Origin of the sequence: Patiriisocius hiemis (genome assembly GCF_031846325.1) — a bacterium.
GTDB lineage: Bacteria > Bacteroidota > Bacteroidia > Flavobacteriales > Flavobacteriaceae > Patiriisocius_A > Patiriisocius_A hiemis.
The window spans coordinates 127731-146435 of record NZ_JAVRHZ010000001.1 but is presented as its reverse complement, the minus strand read 5'-3'; the positions used below and the strand labels follow the sequence as shown (position 1 = coordinate 146435).

15 protein-coding genes and 1 tRNA gene are annotated in these 18705 nt (G+C 33.0%); 6 read left to right on the top strand and 10 right to left on the bottom strand.

Features of this window, described 5'->3' with window-relative positions:
* Nucleotides 1–190: 190 nt before the first annotated feature.
* Nucleotides 191–400, top strand: a complete 210-nt coding sequence (locus tag RM538_RS00675) for a hypothetical protein (RefSeq protein ID WP_311331464.1) — start codon at nt 191–193, stop codon at nt 398–400.
* Between the two features lie 65 nt (nt 401–465).
* Here the strand turns inward: RM538_RS00675 and RM538_RS00670 are convergent, their stop codons facing one another.
* The 3 genes from RM538_RS00670 to RM538_RS00660 form a co-directional block, all read right to left on the bottom strand.
* Nucleotides 466–963 (bottom strand): tyrosine-type recombinase/integrase, encoded by a 498-nt coding sequence (locus RM538_RS00670; protein ID WP_311331463.1) that lies wholly within the window; start codon nt 961–963, stop codon nt 466–468.
* A 263-nt stretch (nt 964–1226) separates the two neighbouring features.
* Nucleotides 1227–3767, bottom strand: coding sequence for a DEAD/DEAH box helicase family protein (locus RM538_RS00665; protein ID WP_311331462.1), 2541 nt, complete (start codon nt 3765–3767; stop codon nt 1227–1229).
* A 2-nt stretch (nt 3768–3769) separates the two neighbouring features.
* Nucleotides 3770–5785, bottom strand: coding sequence for a DNA methyltransferase (locus RM538_RS00660; RefSeq protein ID WP_311331461.1), 2016 nt, complete (start codon nt 5783–5785; stop codon nt 3770–3772).
* Nucleotides 5786–5897: 112 nt separating this feature from the next.
* On the opposite strand from RM538_RS00660, the gene RM538_RS00655 reads away from it, so the two are divergent.
* Entirely contained in the window at nt 5898–6101 is a 204-nt protein-coding gene (locus tag RM538_RS00655) for a hypothetical protein (protein WP_311331460.1), read from the top strand.
* A gap of 216 nt (nt 6102–6317) precedes the next feature.
* Here the strand turns inward: RM538_RS00655 and RM538_RS00650 are convergent, their stop codons facing one another.
* From RM538_RS00650 to RM538_RS00630, 5 genes are all read right to left on the bottom strand, one after another.
* Nucleotides 6318–7763, bottom strand: a complete 1446-nt coding sequence (locus RM538_RS00650) for a hypothetical protein (protein ID WP_311331459.1) — start codon at nt 7761–7763, stop codon at nt 6318–6320.
* A 1-nt stretch (nt 7764) separates the two neighbouring features.
* Complete coding sequence (locus tag RM538_RS00645) at nt 7765–8058, bottom strand: helix-turn-helix domain-containing protein (protein WP_311331458.1); 294 nt, start codon at nt 8056–8058, stop codon at nt 7765–7767.
* 84 nt (nt 8059–8142) lie between these two features.
* Nucleotides 8143–9144: a hypothetical protein gene (locus RM538_RS00640; RefSeq protein WP_311331457.1), complete on the bottom strand. Its 1002-nt coding sequence runs from the start codon at nt 9142–9144 to the stop codon at nt 8143–8145.
* A gap of 37 nt (nt 9145–9181) precedes the next feature.
* Nucleotides 9182–10402, bottom strand: coding sequence for a site-specific integrase (locus tag RM538_RS00635; RefSeq protein ID WP_311331456.1), 1221 nt, complete (start codon nt 10400–10402; stop codon nt 9182–9184).
* Between the two features lie 241 nt (nt 10403–10643).
* Nucleotides 10644–10728, bottom strand: a tRNA-Ser gene (locus tag RM538_RS00630).
* A gap of 248 nt (nt 10729–10976) precedes the next feature.
* Between RM538_RS00630 and RM538_RS00625 the strand changes: the two genes are divergently transcribed.
* Nucleotides 10977–13517 carry a DUF5916 domain-containing protein gene (locus RM538_RS00625; RefSeq protein ID WP_311331455.1) on the top strand — a complete coding sequence of 847 codons (2541 nt, stop codon included), beginning with the start codon at nt 10977–10979 and terminating at the stop codon, nt 13515–13517.
* 168 nt (nt 13518–13685) lie between these two features.
* On the top strand, nt 13686–14162 hold the full coding sequence (locus tag RM538_RS00620; protein ID WP_311331454.1) for a ferritin-like domain-containing protein: 477 nt from the start codon (nt 13686–13688) through the stop codon (nt 14160–14162).
* A gap of 59 nt (nt 14163–14221) precedes the next feature.
* Here RM538_RS00620 and RM538_RS00615 read toward each other — a convergent pair whose 3' ends face one another.
* Nucleotides 14222–15604 carry an MBL fold metallo-hydrolase gene (locus RM538_RS00615; protein WP_311331453.1) on the bottom strand — a complete coding sequence of 461 codons (1383 nt, stop codon included), beginning with the start codon at nt 15602–15604 and terminating at the stop codon, nt 14222–14224.
* Between the two features lie 141 nt (nt 15605–15745).
* On the opposite strand from RM538_RS00615, the gene RM538_RS00610 reads away from it, so the two are divergent.
* Together RM538_RS00610 and RM538_RS00605 are read left to right on the top strand one after the other, a co-directional pair.
* Entirely contained in the window at nt 15746–16078 is a 333-nt protein-coding gene (locus RM538_RS00610) for a hypothetical protein (RefSeq protein ID WP_311331452.1), read from the top strand.
* 10 nt (nt 16079–16088) lie between these two features.
* The gene (locus RM538_RS00605; protein ID WP_311331451.1) at nt 16089–17108 is read left to right on the top strand and encodes a M28 family metallopeptidase; all 1020 of its coding nucleotides are present in this window, start codon (nt 16089–16091) and stop codon (nt 17106–17108) included.
* Nucleotides 17109–17241: 133 nt separating this feature from the next.
* On the opposite strand, the gene hisS is transcribed toward RM538_RS00605, so the two are convergent.
* On the bottom strand, nt 17242–18612 hold the full coding sequence (hisS, locus tag RM538_RS00600; protein ID WP_311331450.1) for a histidine--tRNA ligase: 1371 nt from the start codon (nt 18610–18612) through the stop codon (nt 17242–17244).
* Nucleotides 18613–18705 lie beyond the last annotated feature (93 nt).

The following is an 18705-nucleotide window of genomic DNA, read 5'->3' as shown; positions in this document are numbered from 1 at the left end:
CGGTACTTTACAAAGGTTCAGTTTTACAGGGTAACCTATAGGGTAACTTTACCTAGATTCACTATTATACTCCGCAAGTTACATTTTAAATCCAATACTCCCAAAGTTTTAGGGAATGCTAGGGAATCCCTATCTATACCTAGATAAAAACGAAACCTTTGTATCATAATAACTAATAAAATTTAATATTATGAATGAAAATTTAGAGTTAATGGATTTAGGTATAACACCTTTAACTAGAGAATTATTAATTAATTACATCAGAATTCAATATGAAGAAAATGCTGATTATAGTTACGATTCTTTGAGAGCAGAACTGTTATTGTTAGAACGTGAGAATAGGCTACATGAGTTGTTTCTAGCGGAAGAGCAAGCTAATTATTACGTGGGTAGGGAATAGGATAAAATGGAAGCCAAAGCCTTGAACTGGATATAATAAACCGTGTTCAGTTCACAGCTTTGGATTTAAAGACTCATATAAATATCGTCTAGTTCTTCTTGTCTGATACCTAAGTACCTCTTTGTAATGGCAGGTGAAGAATGGTTAAATAAGTCAGACAAGTAAAGTAATGCTTTGTCAGTCTCATTGTTGTTTAGGTAAACTTGACGACCAAAAGTCTTTCTTAGCGAGTGTGATGATACTGAAAGTTTTTTAGTACCAAAGTAATCTTTGAGTTTACGGTTTACATATTGTCTGCTGTAAACGGTATTTTGGTTTGAAGTAAAAATATATCCTTCGTGGTTTTCTGTTCTGGTCTTTAAAAGCTCAAACGCATCTTTGATATTATCGTTAATTCTGATAATACGTTTTTTATTAGTCTTTTTCTCTAGTAAGGTAATTGAATCACCTTCCAAATCACTAAACTTCAACGATAGGATGTCAGATATACGTAATCCAGAATTTATCCCAAGTACTACCAGAAATCCTAATTTGTAATTTTTGTCATTCTTAATAAGTTTCAACGCTTTATTAAGCGTAGAATCAAAATTCAAATAATCACTTGTTGTAACAGAACCTTTAATACTCATATCTCTAAAAATTTACTATTCAAAGATAATAAATATTTGTTTCACTTTTATATGATTTTAATCAAAAGTGAAACTAAATAATAGTAGCGAACATTAAAAAACACATAAGTAACTGGTAATCAATACTTAGTATAAAATAAAAAGTTTCACTTCTAATAATAGTGAAACTTTTATACTCTACATTATATGATGTTGGGTTACGAATCTATATCCAACGTTTCTTCCAACGTCTTTTTAAATTCGTTTTCGCTCTCGTTGTTATAAAATGGTACACCAGTAATTAAGTATTTGTCAGAATTTAGGGTGATGGTGGTTTTACTTTCTCTTATCTTTTGTAAAAAGTCTTCCTTCCATTTGTCGTGAGCTTTAAGGTGTTTCCCTTTTGGTTCAATAAAAATTTGATAGGTCAGTTCTTCACCTGTTTTTTGTTTACAGAACAGCACAAAGTCTGGCTCAAACGCTCGACCTTGTTTATCAATAATTTTGATTTCTCTTTCATTACGTATTAGGTAAATGTCCTTAAACTGTTTTTCCAGATGCTCAAAACGTCTAGCAAACATCTTCACAAATTCTTTTTCTTCACTTGTGCCGTAGTTTGCATTATACACATACCAACTAGGCTCACTTACTACATCAAATTGACCATCGGCTCGGGGATTATCTTTATAAGTCCTAATTTCTTTATCCTTAAAAACCTTGTGAACGTAGTCGTTAATGTATTCTGAACCTTCATACTCCGTAAGATTAGACTTTATCTCAATCTCAATGGTTTGTAATAACTTCTGGATAGCCGAAAGATAATCTTCATTTGTAATGTTGTCTAATCTGCTTTGTATTCCAGAAACCACAATCTCCAAACTTCCCAAATATTCCTTACTATCTATAAAATTTGACATAGATTTTACATTTGGGAAAAATCGTTCTAAACTGTCAAAGTAGTAAAATGGATTCTGTGTTAAAGCATATTTTATGATATGCTTTGGTATCTCCGAAACTTTTATGTCTTTAGCTGTAATCTTATCTTTCTTTATTTCCTTTTCCTCTTTTGCGAAAGCATCACTCTTGCTTCCAATACCAGATGATAAGGTAAACGGTATATTACGTTTTGAAACTCCTAAATCTGCGAAGGACTTTATATTATCGTAGCTCTTTTCTAGTCTTTTATTGTAGATAACCTTACCTGTCTTATAAAAATCTGTTTCTTTAAACTCTGGTTTTAACGTTAGTTGAAGTTGTACCGAATTTTCATCATTTTCCATTGCACCAGATTCCTGTAATGCCTTTTTTATCTCTGAAATATATCGGCTTTCGTCTTTGGTGTGGTAGTATAGTTCTTCGAGTACCTTAAAATCATTTGTAAGGTCATCATCAAATTTTCGTTTATATTTTTCGTGTCCTTCTTCAAGTTTGAACGGATAGTATCTCGCACCTCTACCGATAAGTTGAGCTTCTGAAAGTGTTGTTTTACCAACTCTTGTATTTGTACCTCCTGTGTTTTGACCTTCGTATAATCTTACGATGTCAAACAAGTTAAGTACATCCCAACCTTCGTTCAACTTCTGGACTGCAAAAACGGCACGAATTGGATTATTAATATCCTCTAGGGTATTTAATCTTATCTGATTTTGTTCTGCTTCTGCATCATTATTAGCACTTAAACAGTTTTCTTCTTTGAAATTAGACTTGATACGGTTAGCAATTTCTGTATCTGTAAGATTATTTTCAGCAAAAAATGTGAACGCATTTTGCACTACCTCAACAGTTGAAGTATCTCTTATATTTTCAACCATTTTGGATGAAAAATCTTCTATCAACTTATGAAACTTCGCTTTATTTTCCTTTGATTCTGCAATGGTACGTTTTGCTTTAAAAAGGATAACAGGCTTTAGATTCACACCTCTTGATGTAGCTAGTTCTTGTCTATATAAATTGAGTATTAACGCTTGAATAATGCGTTCCTGCTCATCGTACATCGACCTAATAAGATTAATCTCTTTAGAATATTTATCTAACCTAAATTGTGCAAGGTCATATTTGTATATTACTTTATCCTGATACTTTTCTGCTATGGCTTGACTGTCATAATCTAATGTAGCTGTAAACTCTAAAAGTATATTCTCAAAATTTAGCTTATGGATTTTCTCTACCAAATCACCCCAAACATCAGCGTTATTATGGTGTGCTTCATCACCTAGTAGCACCAATTTACGGTCTTCAAAGTCTTCAAAACTTAAACCATTTTCTCTCACGTTAAGCAATAGTCCAGATGTAAGCATTTGTATGGAAACAAATTTGATATTGATGTTAACCTCATCTGCTTCATCAAAATTATCTACTTCCTTAACTAGTACCTCTTTACCATCAACCACAATTTTATCCTTGAACAAGTACTTAGATGCAAATGGATTTAAAAAGTTCTCCTTCGTTTTCTGGATAATATTGTTACTATTTACAAAAAACAGAAAATTGCGATATCCTTTTTCATATAAGTAAAGCATTAAACCTGCCATTACCAAAGTTTTACCGCTTCCTGTTGCCATATTGTACATTAGGTGATACGGCTTATCTGGTTTTTCGTCAAAGTCTTCCTTATCTAAATAGATGTAACGTTTAAACGCTTCGACTTGATAAGGTCTAACATCAAATTTTAAATTATCTGAAATAAAACTAGGTAAAGCAACCTGTTCTAATGCTTTGCGTGCAAAAGGGTTATCAAATATTTTATATAAGTACGCCATTCTTAAGCCTTGTTTATTTTGTAAAAATCTTGCGTTACTTTCTTATCCTCATCCGTACAATTCATCTCTTTATCATTAAGTGATGATAGATTTACATACAATTGATTTTTGTCTAATATGCGAACCAGATGCTTTTTTTGTTGTTCGAGGTCTAGCTTCTTAAAATCCTCAATATGTGTATCCTGCTTCTTAATATCTACGTTGTAATTAAGGAAAGATTTTGCTTTCATTTGCTCCCAGATAGTCAATAGCTCTTTGGTGTCATTAGAATCTTTAATTTGGTCAACGAAGATTTGATTATATCTTCTAAGTTCGAGATATTTAAACGAACCTCCACCTTTCCAATTCACATCTTCCTCTTTAGAAATACCTGTGGTGTCGCCATTAATCACATTTTGTAATCTTTCTAATGATAAATCTATTTGACTTGTCATTTGTTCACAACCGATGTATTGAAAACCAAGCTTATGAGCAGTAGCCATTGAGCTACCACTACCAATATGGAAATCTAACAGAATATCTTCTGGATATATGTTACCTATTTCCATAATCTTTTTTAAAAATAATTCAGGTTTTTTTCCGTTTTTGAAAGTAACACCACCTTCACTGGCTACTAAGTTAAATTCCTTCTCAAAATCGTAGTAATTAGGGTATGGATTTCCTACATCCTCTTTTAGTGAAATTGGTTTGCCTTGATAATAAAACCCGTTACTTCCAGAAGTATCAAAGGGTTGACGAATGTATCTGTAACCAAGTCCATCACCTCTCGTCCCCATACCAATAACTCTATATAACGCTCCTAAACCATCTTCTTCTTTTCTTTCTCTTAGATTTAATTCGTAATACTCCGATGCTGAACCTTTTTGAGTAATTAGAGAGCCACGAATATTATACTCTTTCAAATCACCATTGTCCTCATTAAGCAATTCATACTCATTGACATTATAAATTTCAACGTCATATTTCCCAATTTTTACAATTTTAGGTTTTGCATTTTCATTAATTTTTACAGTAAATCTGTAATGCCTTTCTGAATTATCTTCTACGAAAATTCTATTTGGTTTATAATTTGGCATACCATACGATAATAACTGCTCAATAACTTTTTGATACCTTATATCTTTTCTTAGAATTCTATTTTCGTGTCGTACTTTAACGTGAAAAATATTTTCAAATCGTTCAATTCCAAATACTTCATCACAAACAGATTTCAAATAAGTATATTCATTATCATCACAACTAATAAAAATCACACCATCTTTTTTCAATAATCGTTTAGCAATTTCGAGCCTATTTTTCATAAACGTTAACCAAGTGGAGTGGTTGAAACTATCGTTATAAGTAAAACTATCATTTTCTGTATTATAAGGTGGGTCGATGTAGATAAGTTTTACTTTACCTGCAAACTCTTTTTTAAGTGAGTGCAACGCTAATAAGTTGTTTCCTTTGATAATCAAGTTATCTGTAATGGTATCTTCTGGTAAACCTCGTTTTTTGTTAATCTCTGCATTTCTGGTAAACCCTGTAAAATTGTGTTCACCATCTTTGTCAAAAGTTTTTGCGTTAGTTAATACTTTTGGCTCTAATAGCTGTGTTATTTCGTCCTGTGCTAGTATTTCGTTAAAGAAAATTTCTTCTCGTTTATCTTCCTCACGACTTTGACCACCTTCCAGAACGCAATCTTTAAAGGGCCATACTAGTGAAACCTCATTACGTTGTTTCAAAAACTTACCATCAATGTTTAAACCTACTTTGTTACGGTACTTAGTGTAGCTATCGTTGAGATAATTTTTCTGTTCTAGAAACTGAACAAACTTATTCTGGTTAAAAACGAGTACATCTTTTAAACTTAGGAAAAATGTTTCTTTTATCTCTGCATCTTCTAGTAGTAAAGAAATAAGCTTTTCATCAAAGTTTTGAGCTTTATTTATGACTACCCATTTTTTAAGTTCGCCTTCATCGGTAATAAATTCATTTTCTTGCTTTAGTTGGTTTTCTAGTTGTTGGTATAGTTTCATGTATATGTCCTTTCTTGGTTGCTGGTATTCTAACTCAAATAAACTTTAAAAATAGTGGTTTTTAATTGTCTTCTATTATGCACCTGCATATTTATAATAAAGATATACAACTATGCGAAAATTAAAAACTCACTATACTGGTGTTGAGGTGATGGAATATTATCAAATTTCAGAACGTACACTACGTTACAGATTAGCTACTCTTAAAAAGAAATACAAGGGTCAACCATCGTTATTATCCAAACAGAATAACGTCTGGCGAATCCATAACAGCATCATAGAACACTTTGAACCCAAACGTAAAAGGCTAGATTGAAGCCTAACCGCATCACCGCTCTTACATAGGTTAATTACAAATGCCTTTTTGCATGTCCTTAGAGTGGTAAAAAATATTTGTATAGATTTTCTACGTACGGGTAAACTCGACCTGCAAATGAGCTTAAAACGGCTGTATTGGTATCAATAGTGGTGTTTTTGGTATTCACACTCTATGTAAAGAATGAAACAAGAATATTTTTCAAAATTATACTTCTTAACCTGCAATCATTGGATAACGTTTTAAACCATTGATATCTATAACAGGAACAGCACCAATATATTCAGATAAAGCATCGGTCATTATCTGGTAGGTTTTTTCTGTGTCGTTCTTATCAACTAAAACACCATCGTGAATTGACAACGGTAGTATATCACTTTCCACTAGTCGTTTACATATTACATCGATAAAAATTTGACTTTCGATTTTCTGTAATCCAATTGAAAATTTTGTGTAATCAACTTGTTTTTGTAGCTCTATGACTGCATATATCTCCGGAAAACTCCTTTTGAATTTACTTTTAAGGCGCAGACATTCATCATTTTTTGAGTACGCTATTAACATCCAATTCTTTTTTGCTGTTTCTCTATCACATTTGAAAATATCACATAGTTCTTCATACCATCTACCATTGATTGTAATGTCAAAGTATCTGTCAATCTCCATTTTAAGCGTTTCTGATGCTTTTTCTTTTAGTTGTTGAAGCGTTACGTTAAAAAGCACAGGCTGTGAGTTAGAAAGGTCTAAATAGGACATTTTCTCATAACCAACGATAAACGGTCTTAGGTCGCTTGCCATCATCGTCAAGTTTGTGTTTAGTCTTCTGTTTTTACCTTTTCTACTGTATAACCAAGACTTATCTTTTTTGGGATTCTTTAAATTATTTACTGACGAAATCCTGTTTAGGTATTTATTTTGAAGTATTGCTTTTGCTTTAATGAGCGTATTGCGGTCAATCTCTTTTTTACGATATTTCCTTTCAAGTACTTCGGTACATTGTCTAAGATAATCATAGCAATACTTTTCTGCTCGCTCTATATCCAGAACCATTGTTTTAGTGTAATGCTTCCACATATCAGTCTTGATATGCTTTGCTAACTTTTTCTTCCTATCAGTTTGTAAATCATACTTCTTCTTTTTGCTTTTAAACAAACTAGAATTTGGTGTAATAGTTACTTCAACACAATTACTTTCTTTCCCCTTTTTATTATCAGTTATAATACTAATGTTTATAGGACTTTTACTTGTATTGTTCACCTCATCTATATAACAATAGAATACACTATTACTATTATAATCTATATATGAATTGTACAAATGATAATATCTACATTTATTAGCTAAATAATTATTATCACTTAAAACAAAACCTTGATTTTGTAAATATCTAAGATAGCTTGCATAGTCGTTCCCTATAATATCAGTTAAATGTTCTGATGATAGTGGTACAAATGTAAAACCGTTTATATTTTTTTCATTGTAACCGTTACCTTTTGGGTCAAATAGTATGGCTAACAACAAGTAGAACTTTTCTACTTTGTATTCTAATGGTACTAGTTCATCATCCCAAGACTTAATAATGTTTTTGATAGGCTTAATATCATCTAATCTATCGTGAAAACGTTCTAGTAATAATTGAGGTAAAAAGAGCTTTAACGACATTTTACCCAATTAGATTATCAGATAAAATCTTATCAATTTCCTTAACAGGATATAGGTACACATCACCAATGGTAGTAAATGGTATGTAACCATTATTTCTATACTTTATAATGGTATTTTGAGAAATACCAAACAGTAACTTCAAATCTTTGTTACGATAGTACTTTTTTACTGGATTAGGGCTTGTTTTATCCAGTTTAGTTTCAAGTTGTGATAACTTGTCGTGTAATGGTAAGAAAAGCTTTCTTAGCTCTCCAAATGGAATAATAGAAATCTGTGATTCGTTTTGCATCATAATTATTGGTTTTAAAATATTATGATGCAAATTTTCGGGTTTTAGTTAGGTATCACTAGGGATTCCCTAACATTCCCTAAGATTCTAGTCTGTGTTTTTAAGATGTTCAATACGCTTTTCGAGATTAACCATTAGTTCTTCAATAAACTCAATTTCTTTGTAAACGTGGTTTTCAGCGTGCTTTCCAACCTTAGACCACTCTTTACCGAACTTCTCAATTTTTACAGGCTCATCATTCTCAAAATAATACGTTTCACTTTCATTGATAAACTCTTTAATCGGTGTATCTGCTTTATTCTGATTAACGCTACCACTTATATAGTCATAATCGTACAAAAACTTAAAAATGTATGCTAGTTGATACTTTCTGCCTTTAAAAAATAACTTACCTTTCTTTTTTCTGACCTCGTTACTACCTAAACTAAAGTCTCCATTCTCATATTTTGAAAGCTTAAATATCAAGTTCAGAATACTCTGAAATTTTTGAAATAACTCTTTTAACAGTTTGCCGTGTAGTTGTATGATATATATTAGATGGGCTTTAGAGTAAACTAACTGTAATTCATCATCTTGTAAATCGTGTTTTTCGACCAAAATAGAATTTAATTCCTCTTGTGTCTTCGTGGAAACCTCATCGTAGCTTAATTCATAAAAACTACCTACTATCTGTAAAACATAAGCGTGTCGGTCATCCTTTCCTGTTTCTGGTTGTGGTAACCATAATTCCAAACTACTGTCTTCTGGTGGGTTATGGGGATAGTTTAAGTACACATCCCAACCCTGTTTTTGATAGTCTATGTCTTTTAGGTCATCTAATTTTAGCTCGGACAATTCTTCTAGTTTGGTCTTGATATTTTGAGTAATACCTTGCAAATATGCTATATGCCCTTTATCGTTTTTGTCAATTACTTTTTCTATTTTTTTATCAAGTTTTGTAATTCTCTTATCAAAATATGAACGTTGTATCTCATTTACCCAATAGTCATTATATGTGAAATTTTGAATTGAAGCATTAAAGCTAATATCAAGTTTAATAGCCTTTTCTATGACTGCGTCAATTTCTGATAATTTTCTTAAGTCCTTCATGAATGCGAATAAGATTTTAATAGATAAAGATAAAAATCTATATGAGTTTTGCACTCAAAACACCCATTTCCTTTTTTACGCTACTATCCAGAACCTTTGCGTAGTGCTGTGTCATTGTAATTTTTGAATGCCCCATCATAGATGAAACATTTTCAATGGACACACCGTTTCCTAGCGTTACCGTAGTGGCAAAAGTGTGTCTTGCTACATAATGGGTGAGCTTCTTGTCTATCTTGCACAAAATAGCAATTTCTTTTAAGTACTCGTTAATTTTTTGATTGCTTATGGTGGGTAGTAGTTTACCACCTTCCAGATGTGCGTATTTTTTTATAATCCGTTGTACTGGTGGTAATACAGGTACATTAGATTTTATAGCTGTTTTAGCCCTATTGGTCTTAATCCATAATGTACCTTCATTATCTTCAATAAGGTTCTTTATGGTTAAATTTTCCACATCAACAGGTGCGTAACTGGTATAACAGGAAAACAGAAATATGTCTTTAACACGGTTTAATCGTTCTGTTTCAAATACTTTCTTTTCTATGCGTTGTAACTCTGCAAGCGTTAAGAAAACCGCATCCTTAATCACTAGCTTTTCATCGTACACCAAAAAAGGGTTTTTATTGATGAGGTCACGTCTTACACCAAAACGGCACATCGTTTTAAAGCATTGGAAATATTTTACAACTGAATTGTGATTGATACCTACTATACTTTTAAATGTGGATTCGTACTTTAAAAAATGTTCTAATTCATATATAAAGGTGTTGTCTATCTCTGTGATGCAAAAGTGCTTTTTTCTATATTTCTCATACAAGAAATTGGACAATAGGTCTTTTGCTCGATTATACTTCTGTAATGATGCTTTTGTTCGTTCACCTGCTTCGTATTTGCGCTTAAAATAATCGTTATGCTTCTGGAAAAGCTCCAGAACATCCAATTCATAAGGTTTAGGCTTTTTACCTTTTAACTGATTCTTTATGTCGTTTAGGGTAACATTTGAATCTAACTTCACTAATTCCAAATAAATGGATTCAATCTTCGATTCTATTAGTTTTAAAGTGGTTCGGGTGTTTTTTTCACTCGTAACACGTAAGGTGTTTTTTAGTTTGTTGGTAGCTTCCCAACGGTCTTTATCAATATATTTTCCAGTACTTAGGGTGGAGGTTTTTCCTTGTAACTTGATTTTAGCATAAATAGCGGATTCACCATTACTATTTTCCTTGTCAGTTTTCAGGTAAAAATAAGTTCTAATCATAGTATTACTTTTTAATTTGTTACAAAATTGCCAGTAAATACTAGGTATAGCTAGGGATTCCCTATGATTCCCTAAGATTTTAGTTACCCTGTGATGAGGTGATTTTGTAGGGTAACCAAAAGGGTAACTCTGTTTTGACGTTTAAGGTGGATTTTGATACATCGTCAAAAACTAAAAAACCCTCTAAACATTGAGTTTAAAGGGTTTTGATTTTTAAAGTGTCTAATGACAACTTTATCAGCGGAGAAAGAGGGATTCGAACCCCCGGAGGTGTGACCCTCAACAGTTTTCAAGACTGCCGCATTCGACCACTCTGCCATTTCTCCTTGAGTGCCTCATCAAGCTATTTGCTTAAATGCGGATGCAAATATAAGATGCTTTTTTATTTTCTTGAAATAAATCACAAATTATTTAGTTATTAATATAAGTTAGCTTAAAAACCATCCTATAACTAATGCCAAAAGCCCACTAGTTATAGGTGATTAAGCCATAAAGACTAGAACTAATCATTCTTTTGAGGGTGTAACATTTTACAATTTCTCAGGTCTTTTTAATATCAATCAAAAACCTATCCATGAAAAATCAACTGCTAACCCTACTTGCAATAGTCTTTGTATTGCAAATTTCAGCACAAGAAAAAAAATCACTTTCCATTGACAGAGTTACAAAAGCACCAAAAATTGATGGAGTATTAGATGATGCCGCTTGGCAAGATGCAGAAATTGCTACAGATTTTATTCAATTTAGACCCGAAATGGGAGTTACTCTTAAAGAGCATCAAAAAACATTAGTAAAAATGTGTTACGATGATGATGCTATATATGTTTCAGCATATCTAAAAGACAAACCTGAAGATATTCAGAAACAAATTACAAGTAGAGATAACTTTGGGCAATCAGATTTTTTCCTTGTGGTCTTAAATCCGAATAACGATGCACAAAACGATGTAGAGTTTTTTGTTTTTGCCTCTGGAACACAAGCAGATGCAATTGCAACTCCTGGGAATGGGGAGGATTTTGGGTGGAGTGCCGTATGGGATAGTGCCGTGAAAATTGTAGATGATGGATGGATTGTAGAAATGAAACTTCCTTATAGAACGCTTCGTTTTTCTAAAGATGTAGAAACGTGGGGGTTACAATTTCATAGACGTTTTAGAATAGACAATACACAATATACATGGAATGCAATTGACAGGACAAAAGGTAATATTGGACTCTATCATGGTGAACTAAATGGAATTAAAAATATTGACCCACCGGTGCGACTTAACCTTTACCCATTTACCACTACGGTATTTGATAACTTTGATAACCCTACTTACAAGATTGGGTTAGATGTAAAATATGGTCTCACAGAAAACTTTACATTAGATGCCACACTTATTCCAGATTTTAGTCAAGCAGCCTTTGATAACCTAACACTTAACCTTGGCCCTTTTGAACAAACTTTTGGAGAACAACGTCAATTTTTTAAAGAAGGAGTAGATTTATTTAATAAAGGAAACTTATTTTTCTCAAGACGTGTGGGTAGTAGGCCTAGTCGCAATTTAAATCTAGAAGAAAATGAAGAAGTTGTTGGAGAATTCCCAAATGAAGTAAAAGTACTCAACGCTATTAAGCTTTCTGGTAGAACCAAAAAAGGGCTTGGAATAGGAATTTTTAATGCCATTACTGAAAAAACTGAAGTAACTGTTCGAAAAACAGAAGAGTTTACCAATCCAGATTCAAACCTAACAGAAACTATAATTACTAATAGAAGAGAAGTCGTAGAACCTTTTACCAATTATAATATTGCAGTCGTAGATCAACTATTTAATGGCAATTCTTCTATTAGCTTAGTAAATACAAATGTAACCCGCGAGGGAAGTGGTTTTAGAGATGCCAACGTAACTGCACTTGTTACCGATGTTTCTAATAAAAGGAATACTTATAATATTCGAGCAGATGTTAAAATGAGTAACCGAAATCTTCCTGGAACAGAAAATTTAGAAACTGGGTTTAGTTCATTCTTTTTTATACGAAAAGCACATGGCAAATTTAGATATAGTTTTGATCATAGTTTTTCTAATGAAAACTATAACATAAATGATTTAGGGTTAAACTTTAGGAATAACCTGAATGATTTTGGAATAGATGCCTCATATACCATTTTTGAACCTACCGAAAAACTAAATAATTTCTCAACAGGAACTTTTGTAAACTACAGGCGCTTATTTAAACCCAGTACATTTACAGGAACAAATTTTGGGTTTTGGCTCAACGGACAAACTAAAAAGCTTATGTGGTTTGGCGGTAACATTAATTTTGAACCCGGAAAACAATTTGATTTTTTTGAACCTCGTGATTTTGAAAACAAACGCTTTTTTGTGTTTAAAAACATAGGGAACATTAATGGCTGGATTGAAACAAACTCAAATAAAACATTATCGTTAAACGCTAACTTGGGTACATTTCATGCCTTTGATAGTGAAAGAGACTTGTTTGGTTATTTTCTTGGAGTTGGACCTTCTATATTGGCTAGTGACAAACTTAGGTTTGGATATAATTTTAATTATAACAATAATAAAGGTAGTAGAGGCTTTGCAAATTCTTCAAATAATATTGAGGGTGAAATAGTTTTTGGTGAACGAGATATTACTACCATAGAGAATAACTTATCAGGTAGCTATACATTTAATCCATTCCATAGTGTTTCTTTATCTCTTAGACATTTTTGGACAAAAGTTGTGTACGACTCAAGACCTTATTTCTTACAAGAAGACGGTAGCCTTGAGATACAACCTAATACATATGAGGAGCTTGGATTAGATGATTCAAACGTTAATTTTAACACATGGAATCTAGATTTAAATTATACCTGGCAAGTAGGTCCTGGTAGTTTTTTAACAGCACTATACAGAAATCAATTATTTGAAAGTGGCACAAATGTGGACGATGATTTCTTTAGAAGCTTAGATAACTTATTTAGTCAAGATATGAATCATATATTTTCATTGCGTTTGCAATACTTTATAGATTACAATCAAATATCTAATCTTTTCAAAAGAAAAAATAGAGCTCCAAATATAGGGCAAGGGAGTGTTAATAAAAGTAACAGGGCTTACTATAGTATTTAAGTAATCACCTTATAAATTGCATTTTGGACGCAATTAACATCTTAAAACATCATTTTCAAATCCTTTAACACACTACGTTAAACCTTTATCAATTAAGAAAACACTAAGATAAATTACCAATTATAGTTCTTATTTTAATGATGAATCAAAAACTTTAAAATGAAGACTATGAAAACAACAAAAGAAATTGCAGATCAAAATATTCATGATAACCTAGTAAACAACCTTCAGGGGCTACTAGAAAAAAATTATGATGCTGAGAAAGGATATACAAAAGCAATGAAAGAAGTGAAAAACGAGCAGCTAAAAGAGTTTTTAAAAATTCAAGCTTCTAAAAGAGCTCAATTTGCAACAGAACTTGACAAAAAAATAAGAAACCTTAATGAAGCTCCACAGGCTACTGGGACTGTAAAAGGGGATTTGCATAGGTCTTGGATGGACGTAAAATCTTTGCTAAGCCAGAACACAGATGAGTCCATTTTAGAAGAATGCATTAGAGGAGAAAAAGCTAGCTTGGAGGAATATAAAGAAACATTAGAAAATAATCGTTTCCCACAAGAAGTAAAGCAAACAATCACAGACCAGATGTCTAATATCCAAGCATCATTAACAATGGTAAAGTCACTAGAGAGCGTAGTATCATAGTTAGTGACAAATTAGTTTAATATTGAGGAGCTTATATAGCTCCTTTTTTTTATGTAAGGCTATATTATATCAATACCTTCTTCCTTAATTGCTTTAAAGCCGCCAGCTACATCAATACCTGTATGGATACCTCTACTTTTTAAAATTGAAGCTGCAATTACCGAGCGATACCCGCCTGCACAATGAATATAAAAAGGTTTATCTGCTGGCATTTTATCTAAATGTCTATTAATATGCTCCAATGAGGCATGGACTGCATTTGGGATATGCGCTGTTTCAAACTCTCCATCTTTGCGTACATCTATAACAATGGCATCATCTTCAAGTGCTGATTTTAAAACTGAAGCAGATACAGATTGCATACTGTCAATTTCTTTTCCTGCCGCCTTCCATGCTTCAATACCTCCTTTTAAGTATCCTAGTGTATTGTCAAACCCAACGCGAGATAAACGTGTAATAGTCTCTTCTTCTCTACCTTCTGGAGTAACTAACACAATAGCTTGTTGTACATCTTTTATCAAACTACCTACCCAAGGTGCAAACCCACCATCAATCCCAATAAATATAGAACGCGGTATATGAGCTTTCATAAATTCAGATTGATGTCTAACGTCTAGCACTAATGCACCTGTTGTGTTTACTAAATTTTCAAAAGCATCTGGAGTTAGCACTCTAGTTCCTTTTTTAACCACTTCATCAATGTCTGCATACCCTTCCTTATTCATTTTAACATTCAGCGGAAAATACGCTGGGGGTGGTGTTAAACCATCTGTAACTTCTTTTATAAACTCTTCTTTGGTCATATCTGCACGCAAAGCATAATTCATTCTCTTTTGGTTACCCAATGTATCCACAGTTTCTTTCATCATATTCTTTCCACAAGCAGACCCTGCTCCATGAGCTGGATAAACTGTAATATGATCCTCTAGTGGCATAATCTTAGTACGTAAACTTTCAAAAAGTATTCCTGCTAAATCTTCTTGTGTTATTTCGCTTCCTTTTTGAGCCAAATCTGGACGCCCAACATCACCAAGAAATAATGTATCACCTGTAAAAATTGCTTTGTTATTACCTTCTTCATCAACTAAAAGATAGGTAGTGCTCTCCATAGTATGTCCCGGAGTATGTAAAGCTTTAATTGTGATACCACCAATTTTAAATTCTTGTTCGTCCGCTGCAATTGTGGCTTCAAAAGAGGGATTGGCATTAGGACCATACACGATAGGAGCTCCTGTTTTTTCTGATAGCGTAATGTGTCCACTCACAAAATCGGCATGAAAATGAGTTTCAAAAATATATTTTATGGTAGCATTATCTCTTTCAGCACGTTGTAAATAAGGAGCTGTTTCCCTTAAAGGGTCTATTACTGCAGCCTCACCGTTACTTTCGATATAGTATGCCCCTTGCGATAAACAACCTGTGTAAATTTGCTCTATAGTCATGTAATAATCTTTTCTGCAAAGATACTAATTGTAGTGATTTGAGTATCTTTCTAAATGTAGATTTAAATATCAGATTTTTCACATAACTTTTACAATATACCTTACAACAAATTCTATATTTACAAAATAAAACATATCAAGATGAAAAAAATAATCACACTTTTGGCAGTTTGTTTGTTCTTTGCATGTTCTAAAGAAGAACAACAACTTAAAACCGTAAGAGCACTAGCCATCAAAGATTTACAAATCCAACTACAACTTCCTGAAGGAACAAAATTTGACGAAAAAGACATAAAAGTTTCTGAAAAAGAATCAGAATTAGAAAAAATTGAGTCTGTGTATGTTGTAACATTTAACATAAAGTCTCAAGATCGTGAAGGGAATGAAGTGGTAAAAACACATACCTTAGAATATGAAAAAATTGGAGAAGGCGGGCTCTCCCCAGACGATTACGAATTAAAATCTTTTAACTAAAAATACACTCATGAAATATCTTTATTTATCAATCTTAACTGTTTGCATGGTAGCATGCAACTCTGCTCAAAACAAGGGCAACAAAACTTCGAAGACTTCTATGTCTCGAGTAGATTATGCAAATACTATTACTGCAGATGACCTTAAAAAACACCTATATACATTTGCTAGCGATGATATGCAAGGACGTATGACAGGTACTGAAGGGCAGAAAAAAGCAGCAGCTTATTTAAAAGACTTCTACACTAAAGAAGGGATTGATGCTCCTACTGAAGCTGGATATTATCAAAATATCCCAGCTGAATATTTTAAAAGAGCCCGTGAGCCAAAAGCTTCAGAAAATGTAGTGGCTTTTATAAAAGGTTCAGAAAAACCAGATGAGATTATTGTGCTTTCTGCCCATTACGATCATGTTGGTACAAACGATAAAGGAGAAGTATATAATGGAGCAGATGATGATGGTAGTGGTACTGTTTCTATGTTAGAAATGGCTCAAGCCTTTCAAAAAGCAGTAAAAGATGGCAATGGCCCTAAGCGTTCTATTTTATTTTTACATGTAACAGGAGAAGAAATTGGACTGTATGGATCTAAGTACTATACAGATAATCCGTTGTTCCCACTTGAAAATACAGTTTGTAATCTAAATACAGATATGATTGGGCGCATTGACCCAGACAAAAAGGACAGCCCAAATTATGTTTATTTAATTGGTAGTGATAAACTAAGCCAGACATTGCATAATGTTTCAGAAGAAGTGAATACAAAGTATATTAACTTAGAGTTAGATTATACGTACAATGATGAAAATGACCCAAATCGTTTTTATTACCGAAGCGATCATTACAACTTTGCAAAAAACAATATTCCAATTATCTTTTACTTTAACGGTGTTCACGAAGATTACCACAAAGTAACAGATACGCCAGATAAAATTGAATACGATTTAATGGCAAAACGTGCGCAACTTATTTTCCAAACAGCTTGGGAAGTTGCCAATAGAGATGAGCGTATTACGGCTGATAAGTTATAATAATTCAAATAGATATAACTAAAAAGACTGCTCAAAAAGCAGTCTTTTTAGTTTGTAATAATCGTCTTTTTATTTCTCACTACATCCTGAAGCAAGTTCTAGACACTTGAAATGACAAGATAAGTTGTTTAACCTAATTTAGTTTATTCAACAACTCCTCAAAAGAACACGATTCCTGCTCCCCTGTTTTCATATTTTTAAGTGTATACGTTTGAGCGTTCATCTCTTTATCTCCTGCAAGAACGGTAAAAGGAATTGCTCTTTTATCGGCATACCCCATTTGTTTTCCCATCTTAGCACTATCTGGGTACAATTCTGCAGAAACACCTTTACTACGTAATCTTGTAATTGCCTTCATGGCATACAAGTTTTCAGTTTCTCCAAAATTGATAAATAGTACTTTTGTATTTGCAGTAACCGTTGTTGGAAATTTATCAAGTTCTTCAAGAACTAAGTAAATTCTATCTAATCCAAACGAGATACCAACTCCACTCATATTTTTTAAACCAAAAATCCCAGTAAGATCATCATAACGCCCTCCACCACCTATGCTTCCCATAGAAACACCTTCTGGAGCAGCAACTTCAAAAATAGCGCCTGTGTAATAGTTTAATCCTCGGGCAAGTGTAACATCAATTTCTAAAGTAGCCGATTGTAGTTTTAATTCTGAAATGGTATTTACAATAAACTCAAGCTCCTCTACTCCTTTCATTCCAACTTCTGATGAAGCAAGCAATTCACGAAGCATAGTTAGCTTTTCTGAAGCACTTCCGCTGGCATCAAACAAAGGTTGTGTTTTTGCAATAGCAGCATCTGGAATGCCTTTACTTCGCATTTCATCTTTTACTTTCTCCTCTCCTATTTTATCTAGCTTATCTAGAGCAACTGTAAAATCTATTAATTTATCTTGCGCGTCAATTACTTCGGCAATACCACTTAGTATTTTACGGTTATTCATTTTAATAGTAACACCCTCCAGTCCTAGTTTAGTAAAAACAGTATCATATAATTGTACAAGCTCTACTTCTTGCCAAAGTGAGGTACTTCCCACTACATCTGCATCACATTGGTAAAACTCTCTAAAACGACCTTTTTGAGGTCTATCTGCACGCCATACGGGTTGCATTTGATAGCGTTTAAAGGGAAAGGTAATATCGTTTTGGTGTTGCACCACATAACGTGCAAAGGGTACAGTAAGGTCGTAGCGTAGAGCTTTTTCTGAAATACTTGAAGTCATTTTCAAGCTATCTTTTTCAGCATAGGCACTACCGTCTACTTTCTTCAAAAAATCACCACTATTCAAAATCTTAAAAATCAACCGGTCACCTTCTTCTCCATATTTTCCCATAAGCGTATCACTATTCTCAAAAGAAGGGGTTTCAATAGGTTGAAAGCCATAGCTAGTAAAGCAATTACGAATGGTATCCATAATATAATTACGTTTTACTACTTCTTCTGGAGAAAAATCACGAGTTCCTTTGGGTATGCTTGGTTTTTTTGACACGTTTGCTAATTTTATGCTACAAATATCTTAAAATAATAGCTAACTTGTAACATTATAGAAGGTTTATAGTCTAACGATAAAACACTATTCCAA